At 57.9% G+C, this 19059-nt stretch carries 15 protein-coding genes; 5 read left to right on the top strand and 10 right to left on the bottom strand.

What is annotated here, in order from left to right; genetic code table 11:
* The first annotated feature begins 99 nt into the window (after positions 1 to 99).
* A complete protein-coding gene (locus ACQK2Q_RS01955; protein WP_425408077.1) occupies positions 100 to 816 on the top strand; it encodes an SIMPL domain-containing protein in 717 nt (238 codons plus the stop codon).
* A gap of 83 nt (positions 817 to 899) precedes the next feature.
* Here ACQK2Q_RS01955 and ACQK2Q_RS01950 read toward each other — a convergent pair whose 3' ends face one another.
* Positions 900 to 2576, bottom strand: a complete 1677-nt coding sequence (locus ACQK2Q_RS01950) for a M28 family metallopeptidase (protein ID WP_425408076.1) — start codon at positions 2574 to 2576, stop codon at positions 900 to 902.
* A gap of 187 nt (positions 2577 to 2763) precedes the next feature.
* Between ACQK2Q_RS01950 and ACQK2Q_RS01945 the strand changes: the two genes are divergently transcribed.
* Entirely contained in the window at positions 2764 to 3663 is a 900-nt protein-coding gene (locus ACQK2Q_RS01945; protein ID WP_425408075.1) for a hypothetical protein, read from the top strand.
* A 70-nt stretch (positions 3664 to 3733) separates the two neighbouring features.
* Here the strand turns inward: ACQK2Q_RS01945 and ACQK2Q_RS01940 are convergent, their stop codons facing one another.
* Entirely contained in the window at positions 3734 to 4069 is a 336-nt protein-coding gene (locus tag ACQK2Q_RS01940) for a YegP family protein (RefSeq protein ID WP_425408074.1), read from the bottom strand.
* A gap of 125 nt (positions 4070 to 4194) precedes the next feature.
* Between ACQK2Q_RS01940 and ACQK2Q_RS01935 the strand changes: the two genes are divergently transcribed.
* From ACQK2Q_RS01935 to ACQK2Q_RS01925, 3 genes are all read left to right on the top strand, one after another.
* Positions 4195 to 6534, top strand: coding sequence for a UvrD-helicase domain-containing protein (locus ACQK2Q_RS01935; RefSeq protein ID WP_425408073.1), 2340 nt, complete (start codon positions 4195 to 4197; stop codon positions 6532 to 6534).
* A gap of 56 nt (positions 6535 to 6590) precedes the next feature.
* Entirely contained in the window at positions 6591 to 7472 is an 882-nt protein-coding gene (locus ACQK2Q_RS01930) for a 50S ribosomal protein L11 methyltransferase (RefSeq protein ID WP_425408072.1), read from the top strand.
* 80 nt (positions 7473 to 7552) lie between these two features.
* Positions 7553 to 9370: an aminopeptidase P family protein gene (locus tag ACQK2Q_RS01925; protein WP_425408071.1), complete on the top strand. Its 1818-nt coding sequence runs from the start codon at positions 7553 to 7555 to the stop codon at positions 9368 to 9370.
* On the opposite strand, the gene ACQK2Q_RS01920 is transcribed toward ACQK2Q_RS01925, so the two are convergent.
* The 8 genes from ACQK2Q_RS01920 to ACQK2Q_RS01885 all read right to left on the bottom strand — a co-directional run bounded on the left by ACQK2Q_RS01920 (position 9367) and on the right by ACQK2Q_RS01885 (position 18952).
* Positions 9367 to 10161 (bottom strand): SDR family oxidoreductase, encoded by a 795-nt coding sequence (locus tag ACQK2Q_RS01920; protein ID WP_425408070.1) that lies wholly within the window; start codon positions 10159 to 10161, stop codon positions 9367 to 9369. The two genes, ACQK2Q_RS01925 and ACQK2Q_RS01920, sit on opposite strands and share 4 nt — an antisense overlap.
* A 99-nt stretch (positions 10162 to 10260) precedes the next feature.
* The gene (locus tag ACQK2Q_RS01915; protein ID WP_425408069.1) at positions 10261 to 10833 is read right to left on the bottom strand and encodes a DUF4167 domain-containing protein; all 573 of its coding nucleotides are present in this window, start codon (positions 10831 to 10833) and stop codon (positions 10261 to 10263) included.
* Between the two features lie 280 nt (positions 10834 to 11113).
* Complete coding sequence (gene prmC / locus ACQK2Q_RS01910) at positions 11114 to 12019, bottom strand: peptide chain release factor N(5)-glutamine methyltransferase (protein WP_425408068.1); 906 nt, start codon at positions 12017 to 12019, stop codon at positions 11114 to 11116.
* Positions 12012 to 13085 (bottom strand): peptide chain release factor 1, encoded by a 1074-nt coding sequence (gene prfA, locus ACQK2Q_RS01905; RefSeq protein WP_425408067.1) that lies wholly within the window; start codon positions 13083 to 13085, stop codon positions 12012 to 12014. The genes prmC and prfA overlap by 8 nt, the downstream gene beginning before the upstream one ends.
* An 80-nt stretch (positions 13086 to 13165) precedes the next feature.
* On the bottom strand, positions 13166 to 14296 hold the full coding sequence (ispG, locus tag ACQK2Q_RS01900) for a flavodoxin-dependent (E)-4-hydroxy-3-methylbut-2-enyl-diphosphate synthase (RefSeq protein WP_425408066.1): 1131 nt from the start codon (positions 14294 to 14296) through the stop codon (positions 13166 to 13168).
* A gap of 145 nt (positions 14297 to 14441) precedes the next feature.
* A complete protein-coding gene (locus ACQK2Q_RS01895; RefSeq protein WP_425408065.1) occupies positions 14442 to 15227 on the bottom strand; it encodes a TonB family protein in 786 nt (261 codons plus the stop codon).
* A 158-nt stretch (positions 15228 to 15385) separates the two neighbouring features.
* Positions 15386 to 17677: a phosphoenolpyruvate--protein phosphotransferase gene (ptsP, locus tag ACQK2Q_RS01890; protein ID WP_425408064.1), complete on the bottom strand. Its 2292-nt coding sequence runs from the start codon at positions 17675 to 17677 to the stop codon at positions 15386 to 15388.
* Between the two features lie 9 nt (positions 17678 to 17686).
* Positions 17687 to 18952 (bottom strand): aspartate kinase, encoded by a 1266-nt coding sequence (locus ACQK2Q_RS01885; RefSeq protein WP_425408063.1) that lies wholly within the window; start codon positions 18950 to 18952, stop codon positions 17687 to 17689.
* Between the last annotated feature and the right edge of the window lie 107 nt (positions 18953 to 19059).

Here is a 19059-nt window from a genome sequence, read left to right as displayed (position 1 = left end):
TGCAATCGTTACCGGCGACACAATGAGTTCAATAAGACGCCTTGATTTCGCCGCCCGGGCGCCCTCTCCTAGTCTATGCGCAAAATGGAGGTAACTTTCATGCGTCATCTGCTTATACCAGCCGCTGCGGCGATCCTATTCGCCGGCTGCGCGGCCCCCGAAGCCATCGCCGCCGAAAACGCCGAAGCGGCGGCGCGTACGATTACAGTAAACGGCGAGGGCCGCGCCAGCGCCGCGCCGGACATGGCGGTCATCACAATCGGCGTGCGCAGCGAGGCGGTGAACGCCGTTGAGGCGCTTCGTAAGAACTCGGCGGATATGAACGCCACGATCAAGAAACTGAAAGATCTGGGCGTTGCCGACCGGGACATCCAGACCTCGGGTCTGTCCATCAACCCGCGTTACAATTACGGCGAAAACCGGTCTGATCCGGAGATCACCGGCTTTGTCGCATCGAACAGCGTGACCGTGCGGCTGCGCGATCTCGATAACGCCGGCGGCGTCATCGATCAGGCGGTGCAGTCGGGCGCCAATTCGCTCGGCGGCGTTTCATTTTCATTTTCCGATCCAGATCCGCTTCATGAAGAAGCGCGCCGTGACGCCGTGGCGGACGCCAGAGCCAAAGCGGAACTCCTGACCGATGCGGCGGGCGTGCAGCTCGGCAAGCTGATCAGGATCCAGGACGGTTATGTGTCGCAACCGCAACCGAGGCCTTACGCCGTTCGTGCGGAAATGGCGGCGGACAGTTCGGTACCGATGGAAGCGGGCGAGTCGGAAATTACCGCCAGCGTTTCTCTCATCTACGAAATTCAGTAAGCGCTGAATTTTCGCGTTCGATTATAACGCCGGCCTTTTGTGGGCCGGCGTTTTTTAATGAAGCGTTTCGTGAGTCGGGCGCGTCATTCTCCCGCAAACAGATCGCCGAAGAAATCGCCTTCGTTCCATTGGGGCCGTTCATCCGCATCGGCGATGGCGCGAGCAATGATGTAATTTATGTCCGCGAACCGTGCGAGATCCTGATAACGAATAGGTTGCGACAGGTCATCACTCGGGCGGTGATAATGATTTTTATAAAACGCCCAGAAATTTTCCTCGCCGCCATTGCTGAAACCCGGCCACAGAAAAATTGACGGCACGCCCTGCTCCACGAAGCGATAGTGGTCCGACCGTGTAAAGATGCCAAGTTGCGGTATCGGATCCGGGGCGAGCGTAACGCCGGTTTGCGCCAGCGCATCGTTCATGACCGGACCCAGCGAAGAGCGCTCTGCGCCGAACGCAACGACATCGGTAAATTCGTGCAGCATTACCGGCATGTCGAGATTGACGTTCGCGACCATTTCGCCGCCGCCGATAGTGGGGAAATGCGCAAAATAATCAGCGCCGAGAAGGCCTTTTTCCTCCGCCGTCACAGCGGCGATGATAACGCTGCGCTTTGGCGGCTCGCCGCTCACAAGACGTCGCGCCACCTCCAGCATGACCGCGATCCCGGTGGCGTTATCCATTGCGCCGTTATTGATCCCGTCCTTGCCTTCCGCAATCAGCCGTTCATTGACGCCGAGATGATCCAGATGTCCTGAGAGAATAACGTATTCGTCTTTCAGCTCCGGATCGCTGCCGGGAATGAGGCCGATGACATTAGGGCTTGAAACTGTCTGCGTCGTCACGGCGCCGGACATCGATACGCGAACCGCAAGATCAAAGCCTTCGGGACTTGTCCCCTCCGCATCGGCTTCGTTGCGTACTTTTTTATAGGATTGTTCCGCGCCTTCAAACAGCAACGCCGCCTTGTCTGGATGCAAGGTCGCCGAACCTTTTATATTCTGGCCGGCGGTCTCGGGCCGGCCGTCAGGCCAGAGCCAGGTCATGGAGGTTCGGGTCGGGTTCGCCACGTACCGGTCCCATGGCCGGCTTTCCTCGGTCGCGGCGGTAAAGAGCGCAATGACGCCGATTGCGCCGCGTTCTGACGCTTCCTTGGCTTTAAGGCCGCCTGAATTGAAATGCGCGCGGCTTTCATTGTCGAAACTGTCCGGCGCGCCGGAAAAATAAACGACGACTTTTCCGTTGACGTCGATGTCGTCATAGTCGTCATGGCCGAACGCAGGCGCATGAACGCCAAATCCGGCGAATACCGCTTCTGCATTCTCGATGCTGAATGATTCTGACCGCGCAGAAGGAAAGATTCGAAAATCGTCCAGATTGGTCAGCCTGCGAATTTTGCCATCCGGCAAAGTGATTGTGACTGACGCAGCATCGAGCACCGGCGTCGAAGATTGCAGCGGAACGTTCTGAAACCATTCGCCATCCGCTCCCGGCTCAGCGCCCATGGCTTCCAGCCTGGCGGCGACATATTCAGCCGCATCAACATATCCTTGCGTACCGGCTTCCCTGCCCTGGCGCGCATCGTCCGCCAGCCAAGCCACGTCCATGCGCAGCCGGCTTGCGGTGTCCGGCGCGCGCGCCGCCATCGCCACCGCATCGGATTGGCTGATCGCGCCTTCATCCGGGGCCGGCGTCGCGCAAGACCCGAGGCCAGCCAGAACGAAGAGGAAAATAAACCGGAAAGGTGAAATCTGCATGCACGCGCTCCATTGATTTTGGCGAGGATTAGGGGGGCGGTTTCAGGCAAGGTCAACCGCAATCGCGAAGTTATTATCGGCTGCGACAAGCGTAGTGATGTGAAATTGCAACGCTTTTCCGCCCCTCCGAATTGTCTGGAACCTTTGACGCGGCGTAGTATTATTACCCTACAGGGGAATAGGGATTATGACACACAAGGTTGCGATTTTATCGCTTTGCGCGGCGCTCGGTTTAACAGCGACAGCCGGCGTTCACGCTTATGATTCGCCCTATGGCGGCTATGTTCATGAAAACGGCATCGGTCCCGATCCGGATAATGACAGTAATCCCGCCACCATTACCGGCGTGATTTCCCGGGTTGGCGACGCCGCTGTCGCATCGAACGACGCGCCTTATCGCGTCGTAACGTTTGAAGCGCCGCCGGGTAAACATGGCGATGTCATTCGCAATGCGTATGCGGACGAATATGGCGTGCGTTTCGGGCGGGGCGTCACGCGACAGATATGCGAGGGTCAGCGCCGGTTCTATTATGATTCAATGTGCACCTATGAGGCGGCGCCCAGCGGCCAGTTCGCAGCCGGATATGTCAATTATCTGAATGCGCCGCTGGTCATCACCTTTGACGAGCCCGTCTGCGTCGTCACCATGGCGATCTATCCGACGGGCGGGCGCGAAGGTGAAAATTTCCGTGTGAAGATAAACGCCTGGGATGAAAACGGGGCTCCCCTGCCGCGCGCCGACGCCGGCTTTGAATGGACAAAATATACAGTCCGCTGGCGGCACATGGCCGGCGCCTATTATCTTGGCGGCCGCGCCAAGCGTATCGAAGTTTCGATGAGAAGCCGTCACTGGCGCGATCGCCGCGATACGTTGCGTTATCTCATTGATGACCTCGCCTTTGTGCAGGACGGATGCGATGAAGTTCTCGCCGATTTTGTGGAAGACGAGTCGCGCGCTCCGCTGATCATGTCCGACGGGGTTTTTGACGACGCCGTTGATGAAGAGCTGGACGATGAAATCTGGGAAGACGCCGACTGGACGGAAGACGCCTGGCTTGATGAAGATTACGAACTCCAGGGTTCATAAGCCTTAAAGCCGCACCTATGAAAAACGCCGCCTCATCAGGCGGCGTTTTGTCACCGGAAAAAAATAAACGTCAGCCCGTCTGGTCGTCAACGGCCGCATCAGGGGCGTTATTCATGACAGACTGGATGCCGCCATCGCAGCCCGAGGCTGAATCATACATCTGCGACTGGCCGATCACCTGGTGATTCGCCGCCTTCAAGACGAAATAGTGCTTTCCGCTTGTTGATTCCTTCACCTCAAAGCGCGCTTTGTCAGCCGCATTTTTGCGGACCGAGGCGACCCCGTTTTCAAGCCCGGATTTGTCTTTGTAGCCTTCGCCGGAGAGAATATTCTCGCCATTGCCCGCTTTCAACCGGAAACGGAATTCGCCCGCCTTGTCCTTGTAAAGTTCAAATTTGCCTGCCATTCGTCTTTCTCCTCTGGAAATTCCCTTGCCGCCCCAACCCATAGTCGCGATTCCCCGCCGGATTGCAAATCAGCCGGGGCAGCGTAAATGTTCCAGAATCGTTCTCATTTTAGTAAGCTAGTCCCATGGCGTCTCAATCCAATCAGAAACTCTCCATTTCCGAGCGCGCGATGATGGCCGCGACCAAGGCCCGCCCCGCCGCCGAAGATGAAGCCGCCGCCTATCTCGGCGGCCTTAATGACGAACAGCGCGAAGCGGTGCTGGCGACCGAAGGGCCGGTCCTGATGCTCGCCGGGGCCGGCACCGGCAAGACCCGCGCGCTCACCACCCGTCTCGCCCACCTTCTTCATACGGGCCGCGCCCAGCCATGGCAGCTTTTGGCCGTGACCTTCACCAACAAGGCTGCGCGCGAGATGAAGGAGCGCATCGAAAAACTTGTTGGCGAATCCGTCGAGGGGATGAAATGGCTCGGCACGTTTCACTCCATCGGCGCGCAGATTCTGCGCCGCCACGCCGAGCTGGCGGGACTGAAATCGAGCTTCACCATTCTTGACGCAGACGACCAGACGCGACTCGCCAAACAGGTAATTGAGGCGGCGAATCTCGACCCGAAACGCTGGACCGGACGCGGTCTCGCCTTTGTTATAGACGGCTGGAAGAACCGCGGCCTCACGCCTGACAAAGTTCCCGCCGGCGAGGCCTATCATTTCGCCGACGGCAAGGCGATTGATCTGTATAAAGCCTATCAGGCCCGCCTGACGACGCTGAACGCCGCCGATTTCGGCGATCTTCTGGTGCATAATCTGACGATCTTCCAGAATAATCCGGATATTCTGGACGAATATCAGCGCCGCTTCCGATATATGCTGGTTGACGAATACCAGGATACCAATGTCGCTCAATATTTATGGCTGCGTCTGTTGGCGCAAAAACACAAAAACATCTGTTGCGTCGGCGATGATGACCAGTCGATCTATGGCTGGCGCGGAGCTGAAGTTGAAAACATCCTGCGTTTTGAGAAAGATTTTCCGGGTGCAAAAGTTATCCGGCTCGAGCGCAATTACCGCTCGACCCCGTCCATTCTCGGCGCGGCTTCCGGTCTGATCGCCGCCAATACCGAGCGTCTCGGCAAGACCTTGTGGACCGACGCCGATGAAGGCGAAAAGGTGAAAGTGCGCGGCGTCTGGGACGGCGAGGAAGAAGCGCGGCTGATCGGCGACGATATTGAATCCGAGCAATCGAAGGGCCGCTCCCTCTCCGATATGGCGGTGCTGGTGCGCGCCTCCTTTCAGATGCGCGCCTTCGAAGAGCGATTCAACATGCTAGGACTCGCCTATAAGGTCGTAGGCGGCCCGCGCTTTTACGAACGCGAAGAATCACGCGACGCGCTTTCCTATTTGCGTTTGATCCGTTCCGCCGACGACGATCTCGCATTTGACCGCATTGTCAACAAACCGAAACGCGGCCTCGGCGACAAGGCGTTGCAGACATTGCACAAGCTGGCGCGCGCGCAGGGCGTTCCCCTGATGACGGCGGCGCGGCTTGCGCTTGAAAGCGACGACTTGCACGCAGCGGCGCGGCGTTCGCTCGTCAATTTTGTCGATACAATCGACCGCTGGTCGCGCGACGCCAAAGACATGGCCCCCGCCGATCTCGCCGAACTGGTGCTGGAAGAATCCGGCTATATTGACATGTGGAAGAATTCAAAAAATCCGCAGGCGCCCGGCAAGCTCGACAATTTGAAAGAGCTTATTCAGGCGGTTTCAGAATTCGACACGCTGGAAGCCTATCTTGATCATGTGGCGCTGGTCTCAGAACTTAGCGAAGACATCGGCGGCGGACAGGTCTGGCTGATGACGTTGCACGCCGCAAAAGGACTTGAGTTTCCCGTCGTGTTCTTGCCCGGTTGGGAGGAGGAAATCTTCCCTTCGAAGCGGTCCCTCGATGAAAACGGCGCCGCGGCGCTCGAAGAGGAACGCCGCCTCGCCTATGTTGGCGTTACCCGCGCCGAAGAAAGCTGCCGCATCTCCTTCGCCGCCAACCGGCAGATATACGGGCGCTGGCAGGCGGCGATGCCCTCGCGCTTTATCGATGAATTGCCGGAAGAGCACGTGGAGGTCGTCTCCGAGCCGGGGCTTTATGGAAACGCCGCGGCGAGCCTCGCCAGCCATTCCGGTTTCGAAGGCATGAAGCTGCGCGATGACGCCTATTACGATAATCCCGGCTGGCGGCGCGCCCGCGCGGCCAAATCCCGGCCCGCCGCCGAGGCGCCTCTGATCGAGGGGCGGAGCGCAACAGTATCGGTCAGCGCGCCCGGCGCGTCGAAATACAAAAAAGGCCAGCGTGTGTTTCATCAAAAATTCGGGTACGGAATAATATCCGCCGTGGAGGGCCAGAAATTAACTGTCGATTTCGAACATTCCGGCGCGAAAAAAGTGATCGATACCTTTGTCGAGGCGGCGTGATGGCGCTGGATTTGTCAAAAGCCGTCGTAAAGCGCTAAAACAATCAAAAGCCTGATATGAACGTATTTAAACTCACATGGACCGGACCGCGAGAACTGCTGGAAGCCGCCGGCGACGCGCTGTCCGAAACCTTATGGCCGCCGGCGGGCGCCGTCAGTCTGACGAAAGACGACGCAACGCGCGAGGATAGCGAGAGCGCATGGCGGCTCGACGCTTATTTCGAAGATCAGCCTGATGTGAACGCAATTACCGCAGCGATTGGCGGCGACGGCATTGGCGAACCCGCGATTGAAGAACTTCCCGATATCGACTGGGTCGCCCATTCGCTTCAAGGCCTCGGCGTCGTGCGGTGCGGCCGGTTCGTGCTTTACGGCGTTCACGACGCCGATAAATTGCCGGGCGATGAAGGCGACATTCCCATTCGCATCGACGCCAATCAGGCCTTCGGGACAGGCCATCACCCGACGACGGCGGGCTGCCTCACCCTGCTCGACCGTTTCGCCGGCTGGGCGCCCAAATCAGTTCTCGATCTCGGCTGCGGGTCCGCTGTTCTCGCTATCGCCGCCGCCAAACTATGGGGCCGCGATATACTGGCCAGTGATATTGATGAAAAATCGGTGGAAATTGCCTTGGAGAACGCTGCTCTCAACGATGTTGACGGCAAGGTGAAAATTCTCGCCGCCGCCGGGTTCGCGCACGCCGATATCGCCGCCGCCGCGCCGTTCGATTTCATCTTCGCCAATATCCTCGCCGGGCCGCTGGCCGAACTCGCGCCGGACATGGCCGCGCATGTGGCCAAAAACGGTCGTATTATGCTGGCGGGATTAATGAGCGAACAGGAAGAAAATGTCACGGCGGCTTATGAAAAAGCCGGTTTCCGCCTGATCAACCGACTAGATCAACCAACATGGCCTGTTCTTCTTTTTGTCAAAACTTAAAGTTTCACGCCCCTTGAGCGCGGGCGCCCAAAGCGCGATATTCAACGCAAATATATGTTTCAGACTGAAAAGGGTTATCCATGTTTCAGACTTTTGAGCCCGTCTCGGACCGTTCCTTCGCCGGTAAACACCTGCCGCTATTGCGCGCAGAAATGGAGAAACTTGGCCTCGATGGATTTATTATTCCGCATGATGATGAATATCAGAACGAATATATTCCCGCCTATGCTGAGCGGTTAATGTGGGCGACGGGGTTTTCCGGCTCTGCAGGCGCCGCCATCGTCATGAAAGAACGCGCGGTCATGCTGACCGACGGGCGATATACGCTACAGGTGCGCCAACAGGCCGACAGCGACTATTTTGACTATGTCGACATCACAACGACGCCAATTGACGCGTGGCTGGCGCAAAACGCATCCGAGGGCGCATCCATCGGCTATGACCCGATGCTGCACACAAGCGCCGGTGTTGAAAAACTGCGTGCGGCTTCGCAAAAAGCCGGCTTTAACCTCGTCGCCGTGCATGACAACCCGATAGATGCGGCGTGGAAGGATCAGCCCGGCGCGCCGCTGACCCCTGCAAAACCGCATGATCTGAAATTCGCGGGTAAATCTTCAGCCGACAAACGCCAGGCGATTGCGGATCAACTGAAGAAAACGGGCGCCGATACCGCGCTCATCACCGCCCCGCCTTCCATCGCCTGGCTATTCAATATTCGCGGCGGCGATGTTTCGCGCTCGCCGCTCCCGCTTGGCCGCGCTCTTGTTAACAAGGACGGCACAGCCACATTGTTTATCGCGCCTGAAAAGACCGGGAACGAACTGCCTGAATTTCTGGGTGATGATGTTGATATCAGGGCCGAGACGGATGTCGGCGCGGCCATGGAAAAACTCGGGGCGCAAGGTGCGAAGGTCGCGGTCGATCCGGCGCTTGCGCCGTCGAAATACGCAGATGATCTGAAAGCCGCCGGCGCAGCAATCATCGACATGACGGACCCGTGCGCGCTTCCGCGGGCCACGAAAAACGAAACCGAGATCGAGGGCGCGCGCAGCGCCCATGTGCGCGACGGCGCGGCGGTAACGACTTTCCTTCACTGGCTCGCCACTGAAGCGCAATCCGGCGATATTGATGAAATCACGGCTGCGAAAAAGCTGGAAGAGATCCGCTCGCGTTCCGATGAATTGCGCGATTTGAGTTTTGACACGATTTCCGGCGCGGGATCCAACGGCGCTATATGTCATTATCGCGTTTCGACCGAGTCCAATATCAAACTTGATCGCAATAGTTTGTATCTTGTGGATTCCGGCGGGCAGTACCCTGACGGCACGACGGACATTACCCGCACCGTTCCCATCGGAGATGCAAGCGATGAAATGCGCGATCGATTCACGCGCGTATTGAAAGGCCATATCGCGCTCGCCACGATCAGATTCCCGAAAGGCACGACCGGTCATCAGCTTGACGCCATCGCGCGCAAACCGCTTTGGGATATGGGGCTTGATTACGATCACGGCACCGGTCACGGCGTTGGATCGTTCCTCGGCGTGCACGAAGGCCCGCAGCGCATCGCCGCCGCGCCGAACACGCAGGCGCTGATGCCCGGCATGATCCTGTCGAACGAACCGGGTTATTACAAAGCGGGAGAATACGGTATTCGCATCGAGAATCTTATTGTCGTGAACAAGCCGGAACCGGTACCGGGCGGCGAGCGTGAAATGCTAAGTTTTGAAACGATTACGCTGGCGCCCATCAATCTCGATCTCGTAAAGCCGGAAATTCTCACTCATGACGAACGCGCCTGGCTGAACGACTATCACGCGCGCGTGCGCAAGACGCTGGCGCCGCTCTTGCCAGACGAAGTGAAGGACTGGTTCGAAAATGCAACGCGGGCGATCTAAATACCGCCCAAACCGATCATTGTGCCGCCATCTAAGATGATCGACTGTCCTGTCATCCAGCCCGCGGCGGGTGAAGCCAGAAACACCGCGGCGCCCGCGATGTCGTCCGGCTCGCCGAAACGGCGCATCGGCAGTTTTTCCGTCATCATTTTTTCGACTTTCGGATCTTTCCAGAGCGCTTCCGCGAAATAGGTTTTCACAACGCCAGGGCAAATGCAGTTGATCCGGATATTGTCGGGCCCGTATTCCACAGCGAGGTTGCGCGCAAGCTGTAAGTCGGCGGCTTTGGAGATATTATACGCGCCGATAGCGGGTGAGCCGACAAATCCGCCAATCGATGAAATGATGATGATTGCCCCGTCCTTTTTCGCCTGCATATCCGGCAGCACCATATGGGAGAGCCAGTGGGACGCCTTGACGTTACAGGAGAGAATTTTATCGAATTGTTCATCGCTCATACCGGCCGACGGGCCGTAATAAGGATTAACCGCAGCGTTCGACACCAGTATATTCGGCGCGCCCCATTTCGCTTTCGTCTCATCGACGAGGCGCTGCAATTCTTCCTTGTGCGAAATATTGCAGCCGACAGCGACCGCAGCCTCGCGCCCTTCCGCCTCGTTGATTGCATCGACGACAGCCTGGCACGCTTCCGGCTTGCGGCTGGAGACGACGACATTCGCGCCGTGCTGTGCGAGCCTTTTTGCAATCGCCTCGCCAATCCCGCGGGACGCGCCGGTGACGATAGCGACCTTGCCCGAGAGATTGAACAGCGTTTTCGACGCATCCGCCATGAGCGCGCCTCCTTTTTATAGTGAGGAAAGCGACATTAAATGCGCGAAATTGCCTGTAAACAAATTTGCGCAGTAGCCCGTGTATTTATCGTCGGGAAATTATTCAGCCGCCGCCGGCGCTGGTTCTTTCTGATCCGAATCGGCGTCGTCATTATCGGCTTTTTTAACGGCTTTTTTTCGTGTCACGCGGCGACGCTTGGGCTTTTTGTCCTCATCGTCATCTGCGCTTGACGAAGCCTGGTCGTCGGCTTTTGCGGCGTCTGGTTTGGCGTCGTCGGCGCTCGTTGCAGCGTCCGTGTTGCTTTTACGCGGCGGACGGCTGCGGCGTGTGTCCCGCCCCTTATTGTCTCTGTCGTCGGCGCCTGCGCCAGACTGGTTATCCCCGCCAACCGAGGGTTGTTCACTGTCGCTGTCTTGTTGATTTGGCTGCTGTTGCTGGCTGGCCTGCTGCGCGGCCGCCGCCCGGATCAAGCGGAAATAGTGCTCTGCGTGCTGAAGGTAGCTTTCCGCTTTCACGCGGTCGCCGGAAGATGCGGCGTCGCGCGCCAGCGCCTGATATTTGTCATAGATCTGATTGGCGGTTCCCCGAATACGGACATCAGGCCCGTTGGAATCAAGCGCTCTGTTCGGATTGACGCCCTGACGGCGGCGTTGATTGCGGCCACGCTTCATAATTTTACCTTTTACAAGTTCCCCTGCGAATAAAAACGGACAATAGCCGCCTGTTCGCTTTAAACATGATTTTTAGGATCAAGCGGCGCATCCGGCGCCAGTATCTTCATTCTGGTGTCTTGTTCACTGCGCAGCTTCACTGCGTATTCACAAAGCCGACTGTTGCTGATGTCGGAACCTGACGGTTGTCGGATTTTAAGAACAGGACCATGCCGAACAAGTGCGTTCAATGGCCATTCGCCCCGTCTTGTTTGCTATGATAAGGGCCTTAGCGCGCATTTCAATCCTTTTTTTGCGATTTTCGCCGGTCAATTCCCACGCCGCGCGGGCGTCCGGCCAAATCATGCATGGTAAACGTCTCGCAACCGGAAAAGCCCGCTATATGCGCCAGCCCGGAAAGCCGGTCAGTCTGATCAAAGCCGCATTCCATCAAAATCAGCCCGTCCGCGGCCAGATATTCCCCTATATCTGGCAGAATACGCCGAAATTCGTCGAGCCCGTCTTCCCCGGCAAATAGCGCTGACGACGGCTCGAAATGCGAGACATCCCTCGCCAGCCCGGTCCGGTCCCCCTCCGGCACATAGGGTGGATTGGCGATAATGACGTCAAAAGCACCCCCCACTGGCGCCAGCCAGTCACCGTTTAGAAATTCAGCGCGGTCAGCGAGGCCTAGCCGCTCCGCGTTCTGGCGCGCCGCTGAAATAGCCGCTGTGGAATGATCAACGCCCACGCCGGCGCTATTCTCGAACTCAGATAACAAAGCGCAAAGAAGACAGCCCGAGCCTGTTCCCAAATCAAGCAGGCGAAGCTTTTCGCGTCGATCGCGCCGGCTCGCAGCCGTCTCAATAAGGCATTCCGAATCGTTGCGGGGAATCAGGACATCCGGCGTGACGAGGAACGGCAGGCTCCAGAATTCCTTGACGCCCGTAATGTAGGCGACAGGCTCGCCGTAATTGCGCCGTATCAGAAAATCAGCGAATCGCGCGCATGCCTCCCCGCTTAAATTTTCCTGCGCACGGACAATCAGTCCGGCCTCATCCGTTTCCAATGCGTGTTTCAAAAGCACGCGCGCGTCGAGTAACGGCGTTTCCGAGCGGTGCAAAAACCCGGCGCCGATTCGCAAGGCTTCGCTGGCGGATTTGCCGCGTAAATCGTTCGCGCTGATTGCATGGATTTCGTCAGGCATCTTCCTGCAACGCCGCCAGCCGGTCGGCGCGGTCCTGCGCGCGTAGCTCTTCAACGACTGGATCCAGCCCATCCCCGCGTATGATCTCATCGAGATTATGCACGGTTAATCCGATGCGATGATCCGTCACCCGGCTTTGCGGAAAATTATAGGTGCGGATGCGTTCCGAACGGTCGCCCGAACCGACCATGCCCTTTCGGGCCGCGGCGCGTTCCGCATCGGCTCTGGCGCGCTCCGCTTCGTAAAGGCGCGCGCGCAAAACCTTCATCGCCTTGGCGCGGTTTTTATGCTGCGATTTTTCATCCTGCTGTATGACGACAACGCCCGTAGGGATGTGCGTGATCCGCACGGCGGAGTCCGTCGTATTCACCGACTGACCGCCCGGTCCTGACGCGCGGAAAACATCAACGCGCAAATCCGCGTCGTTGAGTTCAATATCGACGTCTTCCGGTTCCGGCAATACGGCGACCGTCGCCGCCGAGGTGTGCACCCGCCCTTGGGTTTCCGTAGCCGGCACGCGTTGAACACGATGAACGCCGGCTTCAAATTTCATTTTGGCGAAGACGCTGTCGCCGCTGACGCTAGCCTGAATTTCCTTGTAGCCGTTCATCTCCGATTCGGAGGCGGACAGGACTTCGACTTTCCACCCTTGCAACTGAGCGTAGCGCTGATACATGCGAAAAAGATCGCCAGCGAAAATCGCCGCTTCGTCGCCGCCCGTACCGGCGCGCACTTCGAGAATAACAGAAGAATCGTCGGCCTTGTCTTTCGGCAGCAGCATGAGTTGCAGCGCATGCTCAAGTTCGGGCGCCTTTGCTTTTAGCTCCTGCAATTCCTCATAGGCCATGTCGGCCATTTCCTTGTCGTCGCCTTCGGATAACTCCTTTAACTCGACAAGCTGCGTGCGGATGGCCGTCAGCTCACGCGATTTCTCGACGATTTCCTTCAGCTCGCCATGTTCTTTCGACAGCTTGACGATTTCTTCGGACGTCGACGCCGTCGCCATCGCGCTTTCAACTTTTTCAAACCTTGCGACCAGGGCGTCGAGTTTTTCCTGAGGGATCACTTCGTAGTTCCAATTCTAAATCGGCGTATGAAAAAACGCGCGGAGCGCATGCCCTCGCGCGTTCCCGACATGTTGCAACGCTACTCCGCCGCGACCGACTGGCTCGCTTCTTCCGCCTGAATTTCCGCCGCGCGCTTTTCAACCAGATCGACAAGATGATCGACAAGCTCGGTATTGTCGATGCGATGGTCGACCTCGCCGCCGAGATAGATCATGCCGTGTTCCTTGCCGGCGCCGCCGCCTGTGAACCCGATATCGGTTTCGCGCGCTTCGCCCGGTCCGTTCACCACGCACCCGATCACAGACAGCGTCATCGGCGTTGTTATATGGGCGAGCCGCTGCTCGAGCGTTTCCACGGTTTCAATAACATTGAAGCCCTGGCGCGCGCAGGACGGGCACGAAATCACATTGACGCCGCGATGACGCAGATTGAGCGATTTCAGAATATCGAAACCGGCCTTGATTTCCTCGACCGGATCGGCGGAAAGCGACACGCGGATTGTATCGCCGATGCCCGCCCATAAAAGATTGCCCATGCCGATCGCGGATTTTACAGAGCCGATACGCAAACCGCCCGCTTCGGTTACGCCCAGATGCAGCGGACAGTCGATGGCTTCAGCCAGCGCGTGATACGCCGCAACAGTGAGAAACACATCCGACGCTTTCACAGAGATCTTGAATTCATGAAAGTCATTGTCCTGAAGAATTTTGGCGTGATCCAGCGCGCTCTCGACCATGGCTTCCGGACAGGGCTCGCCGTATTTTTCAAGAAGGTCTTTTTCGAGGCTGCCGCCGTTCACGCCGATACGCATGGAGCAGCCATGATCCTTGGCCGCCTTGATCACTTCCTTGACGCGCTCTTCTGAGCCGATATTGCCGGGATTGATCCGCAAACAGGCCGCCCCCGCCTCGGCGGCTTCAATGCCGCGTTTATAATGAAAGTGGATATCCGCAACGATCGGGACGGGCGAATTCTTTACAATTTCAGAGAGCGCGGCCGTTGATTCCTTATCCGGACACGATACGCGGACGATGTCAGCTCCCGCCTCTGCAATGTCGTTGATTTGACGAATGGTGGCCTGTGCGTCCGAGGTGAGCGTATTCGTCATTGACTGCACCGCAATGGGTGCGCCGCCGCCCACAGGCACATTGCCCACCATGATCTGCCGGCATTGCCGGCGCTCTATATCGCGCCACGGACGTAACGACATGGGACTTTACTCTCGGTTTTAGTTGCTCACGTTCATGCGGGCGGATGGACGTACCGCCCGCCGGTTTATCTAGGGTTTATCGTATCGCAAGAGCCGGTGCAAACGGCGAATTTACGGCGTAATACAGACGCTGAAAGCCCCTGTTTCAGGGCCGCTGAAACGTAAAGGCGCGGCTTTGGTCATAGGCTGGCCGCGGCGCGCCATTGACCGTGCGGGGCTCAAACCGCCAGCGGCGAAGCGCGTTGAGCGCCGCATCGTCAAAACACGCGTTTGTAGAATTCGACACCCGCTCCGCGGCGACCCGGCCGCTGGCGCTGATCGTGAAGGCGACGGTCACCGTTTCTTCGGCGCGGGCGTTGGCGGTGCAGCTATGCGGATAGATCGGGTCGATACGTTCCACGAGTTGCGGCTCAATAACCTCGCCCGCCGGCGCCGGCGGCGTCGGCGCGGCTTCGGAAAAAACCAGCGTTTGCGACTGTCGGGCCGCATCATCGCCGATGGGCGTAACTGTTCCCGTCGTGGTGATCTGCCAGGCGCTCCAGATGATAAACACCAGAACGGCGATGAAGACCGGCAACGTCATATCGCCAGGTTCCGCTTCGGCAGCCTCTTCAGCCGCCCGGAACTTCTGGGTTTCAATCGGCTGCGGCGCGTCATAGCCGGCGTCAAATTTGAATTGTTCGACAATCGCGCGCGGGTCCAATTCGAGAAACTCCGCATAGGTTTTGACAAAACCAAGCGCATAGGCGCGCGGGGGCAGCGCTTTGGCGTCGACCGCTTCGATCGCCGCAAGGTGTGTTTCTTTGACATGCATGCGCGCGGCGGCCTCAGTCAGCGAAACGCCGCGAGCCTCGCGCTTTAACTGCAGGTGCACGCCCACATGTTCGACTTCGCCGATGTCGGCGCCCATGCGCGCGCGCGCATCGGCCATGTCTACAATTTCCGCTGATCCTCTTGCGCCCACATCCCGCCTCGATACCAAAACGCCGACCGGAGAGATTAATTTAAACCCGTAACGGCTATAACCGGCAAGCTCTGATATTCAGATAAAGCAGGAATCCGTTAACCTTCGCTTTATGACGCGGGCGCTTATTCGAAAACTGCGCCGCTTTTGCTGAGAAACGCCGTAAAATCAGGTCTGAGGCTAGCCAGTCCGGATGATTCGTTTGCGCTCAACCAATCGGCCGCCTTTTCTGCATCTATCGAGCGCACCAGCCGGCGAAACGGACCGACGAACGCTGCAGGCACAGAGAATTGACGCACGCCAATGCCGATCAGCGCCGCCGCCGTCACCGGATCGGTCGTCTGCTCGCCGCAATAGGAGAGCGGCGTTCCCGTATCATGCACCCGCGCGACCGTTGATTTTAGAAAGCTCAAAAATCCCGGATTCATAGGATCATACCGTCGCTGCACGCGTTCGGAATCGCGATCCGCCGCAAAATAAAATTGCGCCAGATCATTACCGCCGACAGAAAGGAAATCGACTTTTTCCGCAATAAGACCCGCCCGCCAGGCCGAAGAAGGCGTCTCGATCATGGCGCCGACATTAATCGAAGCCGGTAACTCCTTACCCCGGCGCTCAGCGCGGTCGATTTCACGGTCCAGAAGCGCGCGAATGTCGTCGACTTCAGCCGGCACCGTAACGAAAGGAAACATCACCCATAATTCGCGGCCTGCCGCTGCCGACAGCAACGCGCGTAATTGCGGGCGCACCATGCCAGGCCTGTCGACAGCCATTCGCACGCCGCGCCAGCCCATGGCCGGATTCACTTCATTGCCGTGCTCCATATATTCTGCGGTTTTATCACCGCCAATGTCAGCAGTGCGGAAAATCACAGGTTTGCCGTCCGCCAGATCAAGCGCTTCTCGGTAGAGTGCTTCTTGCGACGCGACGCTCGGCAATTGCGAGCCGATGAGAAACTGCAATTCGGTTCTGAAAAGCCCGACGCCGGCGGCGCCCGTCTCTTCCAGATAAGGCAGATCAAGCGCGAGCCCTGCATTCATCTGTATGGCGATCTCTACGCCGTCTTTGGTAGTGGACGGCAGGTTTTTTTCGCTGGCGTAAATCGCCTGTCGTTCATGGTAGCGTGATTTCTTGGTGCGATAGGCTTCAAATATATCTGCAGACGGACGAATATGAATTTCACCGATATCGCCGTCGATAACCGCCTGGTCGCCCTCTTCCGTACGCTCCATAGCGTCGGGCGCGCCTGTCACCATTGGAATTTTCAAAGCCCGCGCGACGATCGCCACATGCGACGTCGCCGATACTTCGCCGAGCACCAGTCCCTTCAACCGGTTGCGGTCATATTCCAGCAATTCCGCCGGACCCATGGTGCGGGCGAAAAGGATGGTTTCTTCGTAAAGGCCGCGCTTGCCGCCGTTCTTTTCTCCTGCAAGGAGGCGCAAAAGCCGGTTCGACAGATCGTCCAGATCATGCAGGCGTTCGCGCAAATAAGGATCGCGCGATTGCAGCAAACGCGCCCTGTTTTCGGCCTTGACCTGTTCAACCGCAGACTCCGCCGTAAGACCGGAAAAAACTGCAGCCCGCAAGCGATCTTTCCAGCCGCGGTCATAGGCGAACAGGCGGTAGGTTTCGAGCACCTCGCGCGATACGCCGCCAAGCGACGCATTTGTCGCAAGCATTTCATCGACAGCGCGCCGTAGATCACTCAGACCGTCTTCAAGACGCGCCGCCTCCGACGCCGGTTCGGCGGCGAAAACTTTATGCTTGGGCGCAGGCGGTTGCAAAAACACAGCGCGGCCGGAGGCGATGCCGGCGACAATGCCGAACCCTTTAATCTTTTCCGGGCCCTGCAGCATGGCCCCGACTTCTTCGGTTTCTTCCTGACTGAGCAGTTCGCCGGATGCGGAAATTTCTGCGAGCAGCGTCGCCACGGCCTGCACCGCTTCGATCTCTTCATGAGTATATTCGCGGGCGGATTTATTCTGCACCACGAGAACGCCAAGCGTTTTGCCCGAACGGATAAGCGGTACGCCAAGAAATGAGAGCAGCGGATCTTCGCCGGTTTCCGGCCGGTACGCGAAGGCGGGATGCTTTGGCGCTTGCGACGTGACCAGCGGACTGTGCCGTTCAGCGACAAGACCAACAAGACCCTCCCCCCATCTGAGCCGGGTTTTGTGTACGGCTTCGCGATTCAGGCCTTCGGTCGAATACAGCTCAAGATCATTATCCGGACGGCGCAAATAGATTGAACACACATCGGCGACCACATGTATAGCGATCACGCGCGTCAGATGATCAAGGCGATCCTGCGCGCTGCCTTCCTGCGCGACCGCGTCCCGCATGCTCTTCAGCAAAACGGTAATGCCCTGTCCGCCGTGCCCCCCGTGAGGCGGCCTTGTGTTTTCAATACTCATGCCAGCCGATCAGTTCTGCGCGGTTGGTTTTGGCGCATCAAGCCCGTATGCTTCATGCAACACGCGCACGGCGTATTCCGCTGCATCAGCATTGATCAAAACGCTGATTTTGATTTCGGACGTCGATATATTCTGAATGTTGATGCCCTTTTCCGCAAGAGTGCGGAACATGGTCGCCGCCACGCCGGCATGGCTTTTCATACCTGTGCCGATAACGGAGACTTTCGCCACATTGCGGTCCGATTGCAGCGCCTTGAAGCCGATTTTTGGCTGTTCATTCCGGAGCACTTCCACAGCCTGCTCCAGATCCGCCTCTTTTGTGGTGAATGAAATATTTGCAAACCCCGCTTCGCGCGAGGCGCTTTGTACGATCATGTCGATATTGATGTTGCCGTCAGCGAGCGCATTGAAAATAGCGGCGGCGCGGCCAGGTTCGTCCGGCACGGCCAGAATGGTCACGCTTGCTTCGTTGAAATCCGGCGTGACGGTGGTGACAATGTTCTGTTCCACAATATCTTCCTCGTCGCAGATAAGCGTTCCGGGTCCGGGCGCATCCGGAGGATCGAAACTCGATAATACACGCACAGGCACTTTAAACGCCATGGCCAGTTCCACGGAGCGTGTCTGTAATACTTTGGCGCCGAGCGACGCCATTTCGAGCATCTCCTCAAAAGAGATTTTTGAAATGCGTCTTGCATGCTTCGTCAGACGCGGGTCGGTGGTGTAGACGCCGTCCACATCTGTATAAATATCACACCGGTCGGCGCCGACGGCGGCGGCGAGCGCTACAGCAGACGTATCAGAACCGCCGCGTCCCAGCGTTGAAATTCGTCCGTCATCGCCGACGCCCTGAAACCCGGCGACGATGGCGATTTCCCCATTGTCCATCGCCGTACCGATAACCTCGCCGTCGATGTCGCGAATGCGCGCCTTGCCATGCGCGTTATCCGTTTTCAGTGGAATCTGCCAGCCGTGCCATGAGCGCGCCCGATAACCGAGGTTTTGCATCATCAGCGCCAGCAGTCCCGCGGTCACCTGCTCGCCGGACGCGACGACGGCGTCATATTCAACATCGCGAGCATCAAGCGCCGGGACCGGATCGCCGACTTCATGGCATAATGAAACCAGCCTGTTGGTTTCGCCCGCCATGGCGGAAACCACAACGGCGACGGCATGACCCGCGTCAACCTCGCGACGCACAAATGCGGACACCGCGCGGATCCGGTCCAGATTGGCGACCGACGTGCCGCCGAATTTCATCACAATGCGGGCCATTGAAAATTACGCCTGCGAAGTCTTGCCCTATTGCCTCCGACCGCCGGAGGCATGAATGTCGCCGCATCTCTAGGAAGCGGCGCACGCCAAGGCAAGCGAGGAAAAAT

The sequence above is a fragment of the Hyphococcus sp. genome (assembly GCF_965228385.1).
GTDB lineage: Bacteria > Pseudomonadota > Alphaproteobacteria > Caulobacterales > Parvularculaceae > Hyphococcus.
The sequence above is the reverse complement of the archived record's forward strand: the minus strand, read 5'-3'. Positions and strand labels throughout refer to the sequence as shown.

Coding starts and splice junctions, on each gene's coding strand:
- ACQK2Q_RS01955 (WP_425408077.1), top strand. CDS start 100: ATGCGTCATCTGCTTATACCAGCCGCTGCGGCGATCCTATTCGCCGGC.
- ACQK2Q_RS01950 (WP_425408076.1), bottom strand. CDS start 2,576: ATGCAGATTTCACCTTTCCGGTTTATTTTCCTCTTCGTTCTGGCTGGC.
- ACQK2Q_RS01945 (WP_425408075.1), top strand. CDS start 2,764: ATGACACACAAGGTTGCGATTTTATCGCTTTGCGCGGCGCTCGGTTTA.
- ACQK2Q_RS01940 (WP_425408074.1), bottom strand. CDS start 4,069: ATGGCAGGCAAATTTGAACTTTACAAGGACAAGGCGGGCGAATTCCGT.
- ACQK2Q_RS01935 (WP_425408073.1), top strand. CDS start 4,195: ATGGCGTCTCAATCCAATCAGAAACTCTCCATTTCCGAGCGCGCGATG.
- ACQK2Q_RS01930 (WP_425408072.1), top strand. CDS start 6,591: ATGAACGTATTTAAACTCACATGGACCGGACCGCGAGAACTGCTGGAA.
- ACQK2Q_RS01925 (WP_425408071.1), top strand. CDS start 7,553: ATGTTTCAGACTTTTGAGCCCGTCTCGGACCGTTCCTTCGCCGGTAAA.
- ACQK2Q_RS01920 (WP_425408070.1), bottom strand. CDS start 10,161: ATGGCGGATGCGTCGAAAACGCTGTTCAATCTCTCGGGCAAGGTCGCT.
- ACQK2Q_RS01915 (WP_425408069.1), bottom strand. CDS start 10,833: ATGAAGCGTGGCCGCAATCAACGCCGCCGTCAGGGCGTCAATCCGAAC.
- prmC (WP_425408068.1), bottom strand. CDS start 12,019: ATGCCTGACGAAATCCATGCAATCAGCGCGAACGATTTACGCGGCAAA.
- ispG (WP_425408066.1), bottom strand. CDS start 14,296: ATGTCGTTACGTCCGTGGCGCGATATAGAGCGCCGGCAATGCCGGCAG.
- ACQK2Q_RS01895 (WP_425408065.1), bottom strand. CDS start 15,227: ATGGCCGATGCGCGCGCGCGCATGGGCGCCGACATCGGCGAAGTCGAA.
- ptsP (WP_425408064.1), bottom strand. CDS start 17,677: ATGAGTATTGAAAACACAAGGCCGCCTCACGGGGGGCACGGCGGACAG.
- ACQK2Q_RS01885 (WP_425408063.1), bottom strand. CDS start 18,952: ATGGCCCGCATTGTGATGAAATTCGGCGGCACGTCGGTCGCCAATCTG.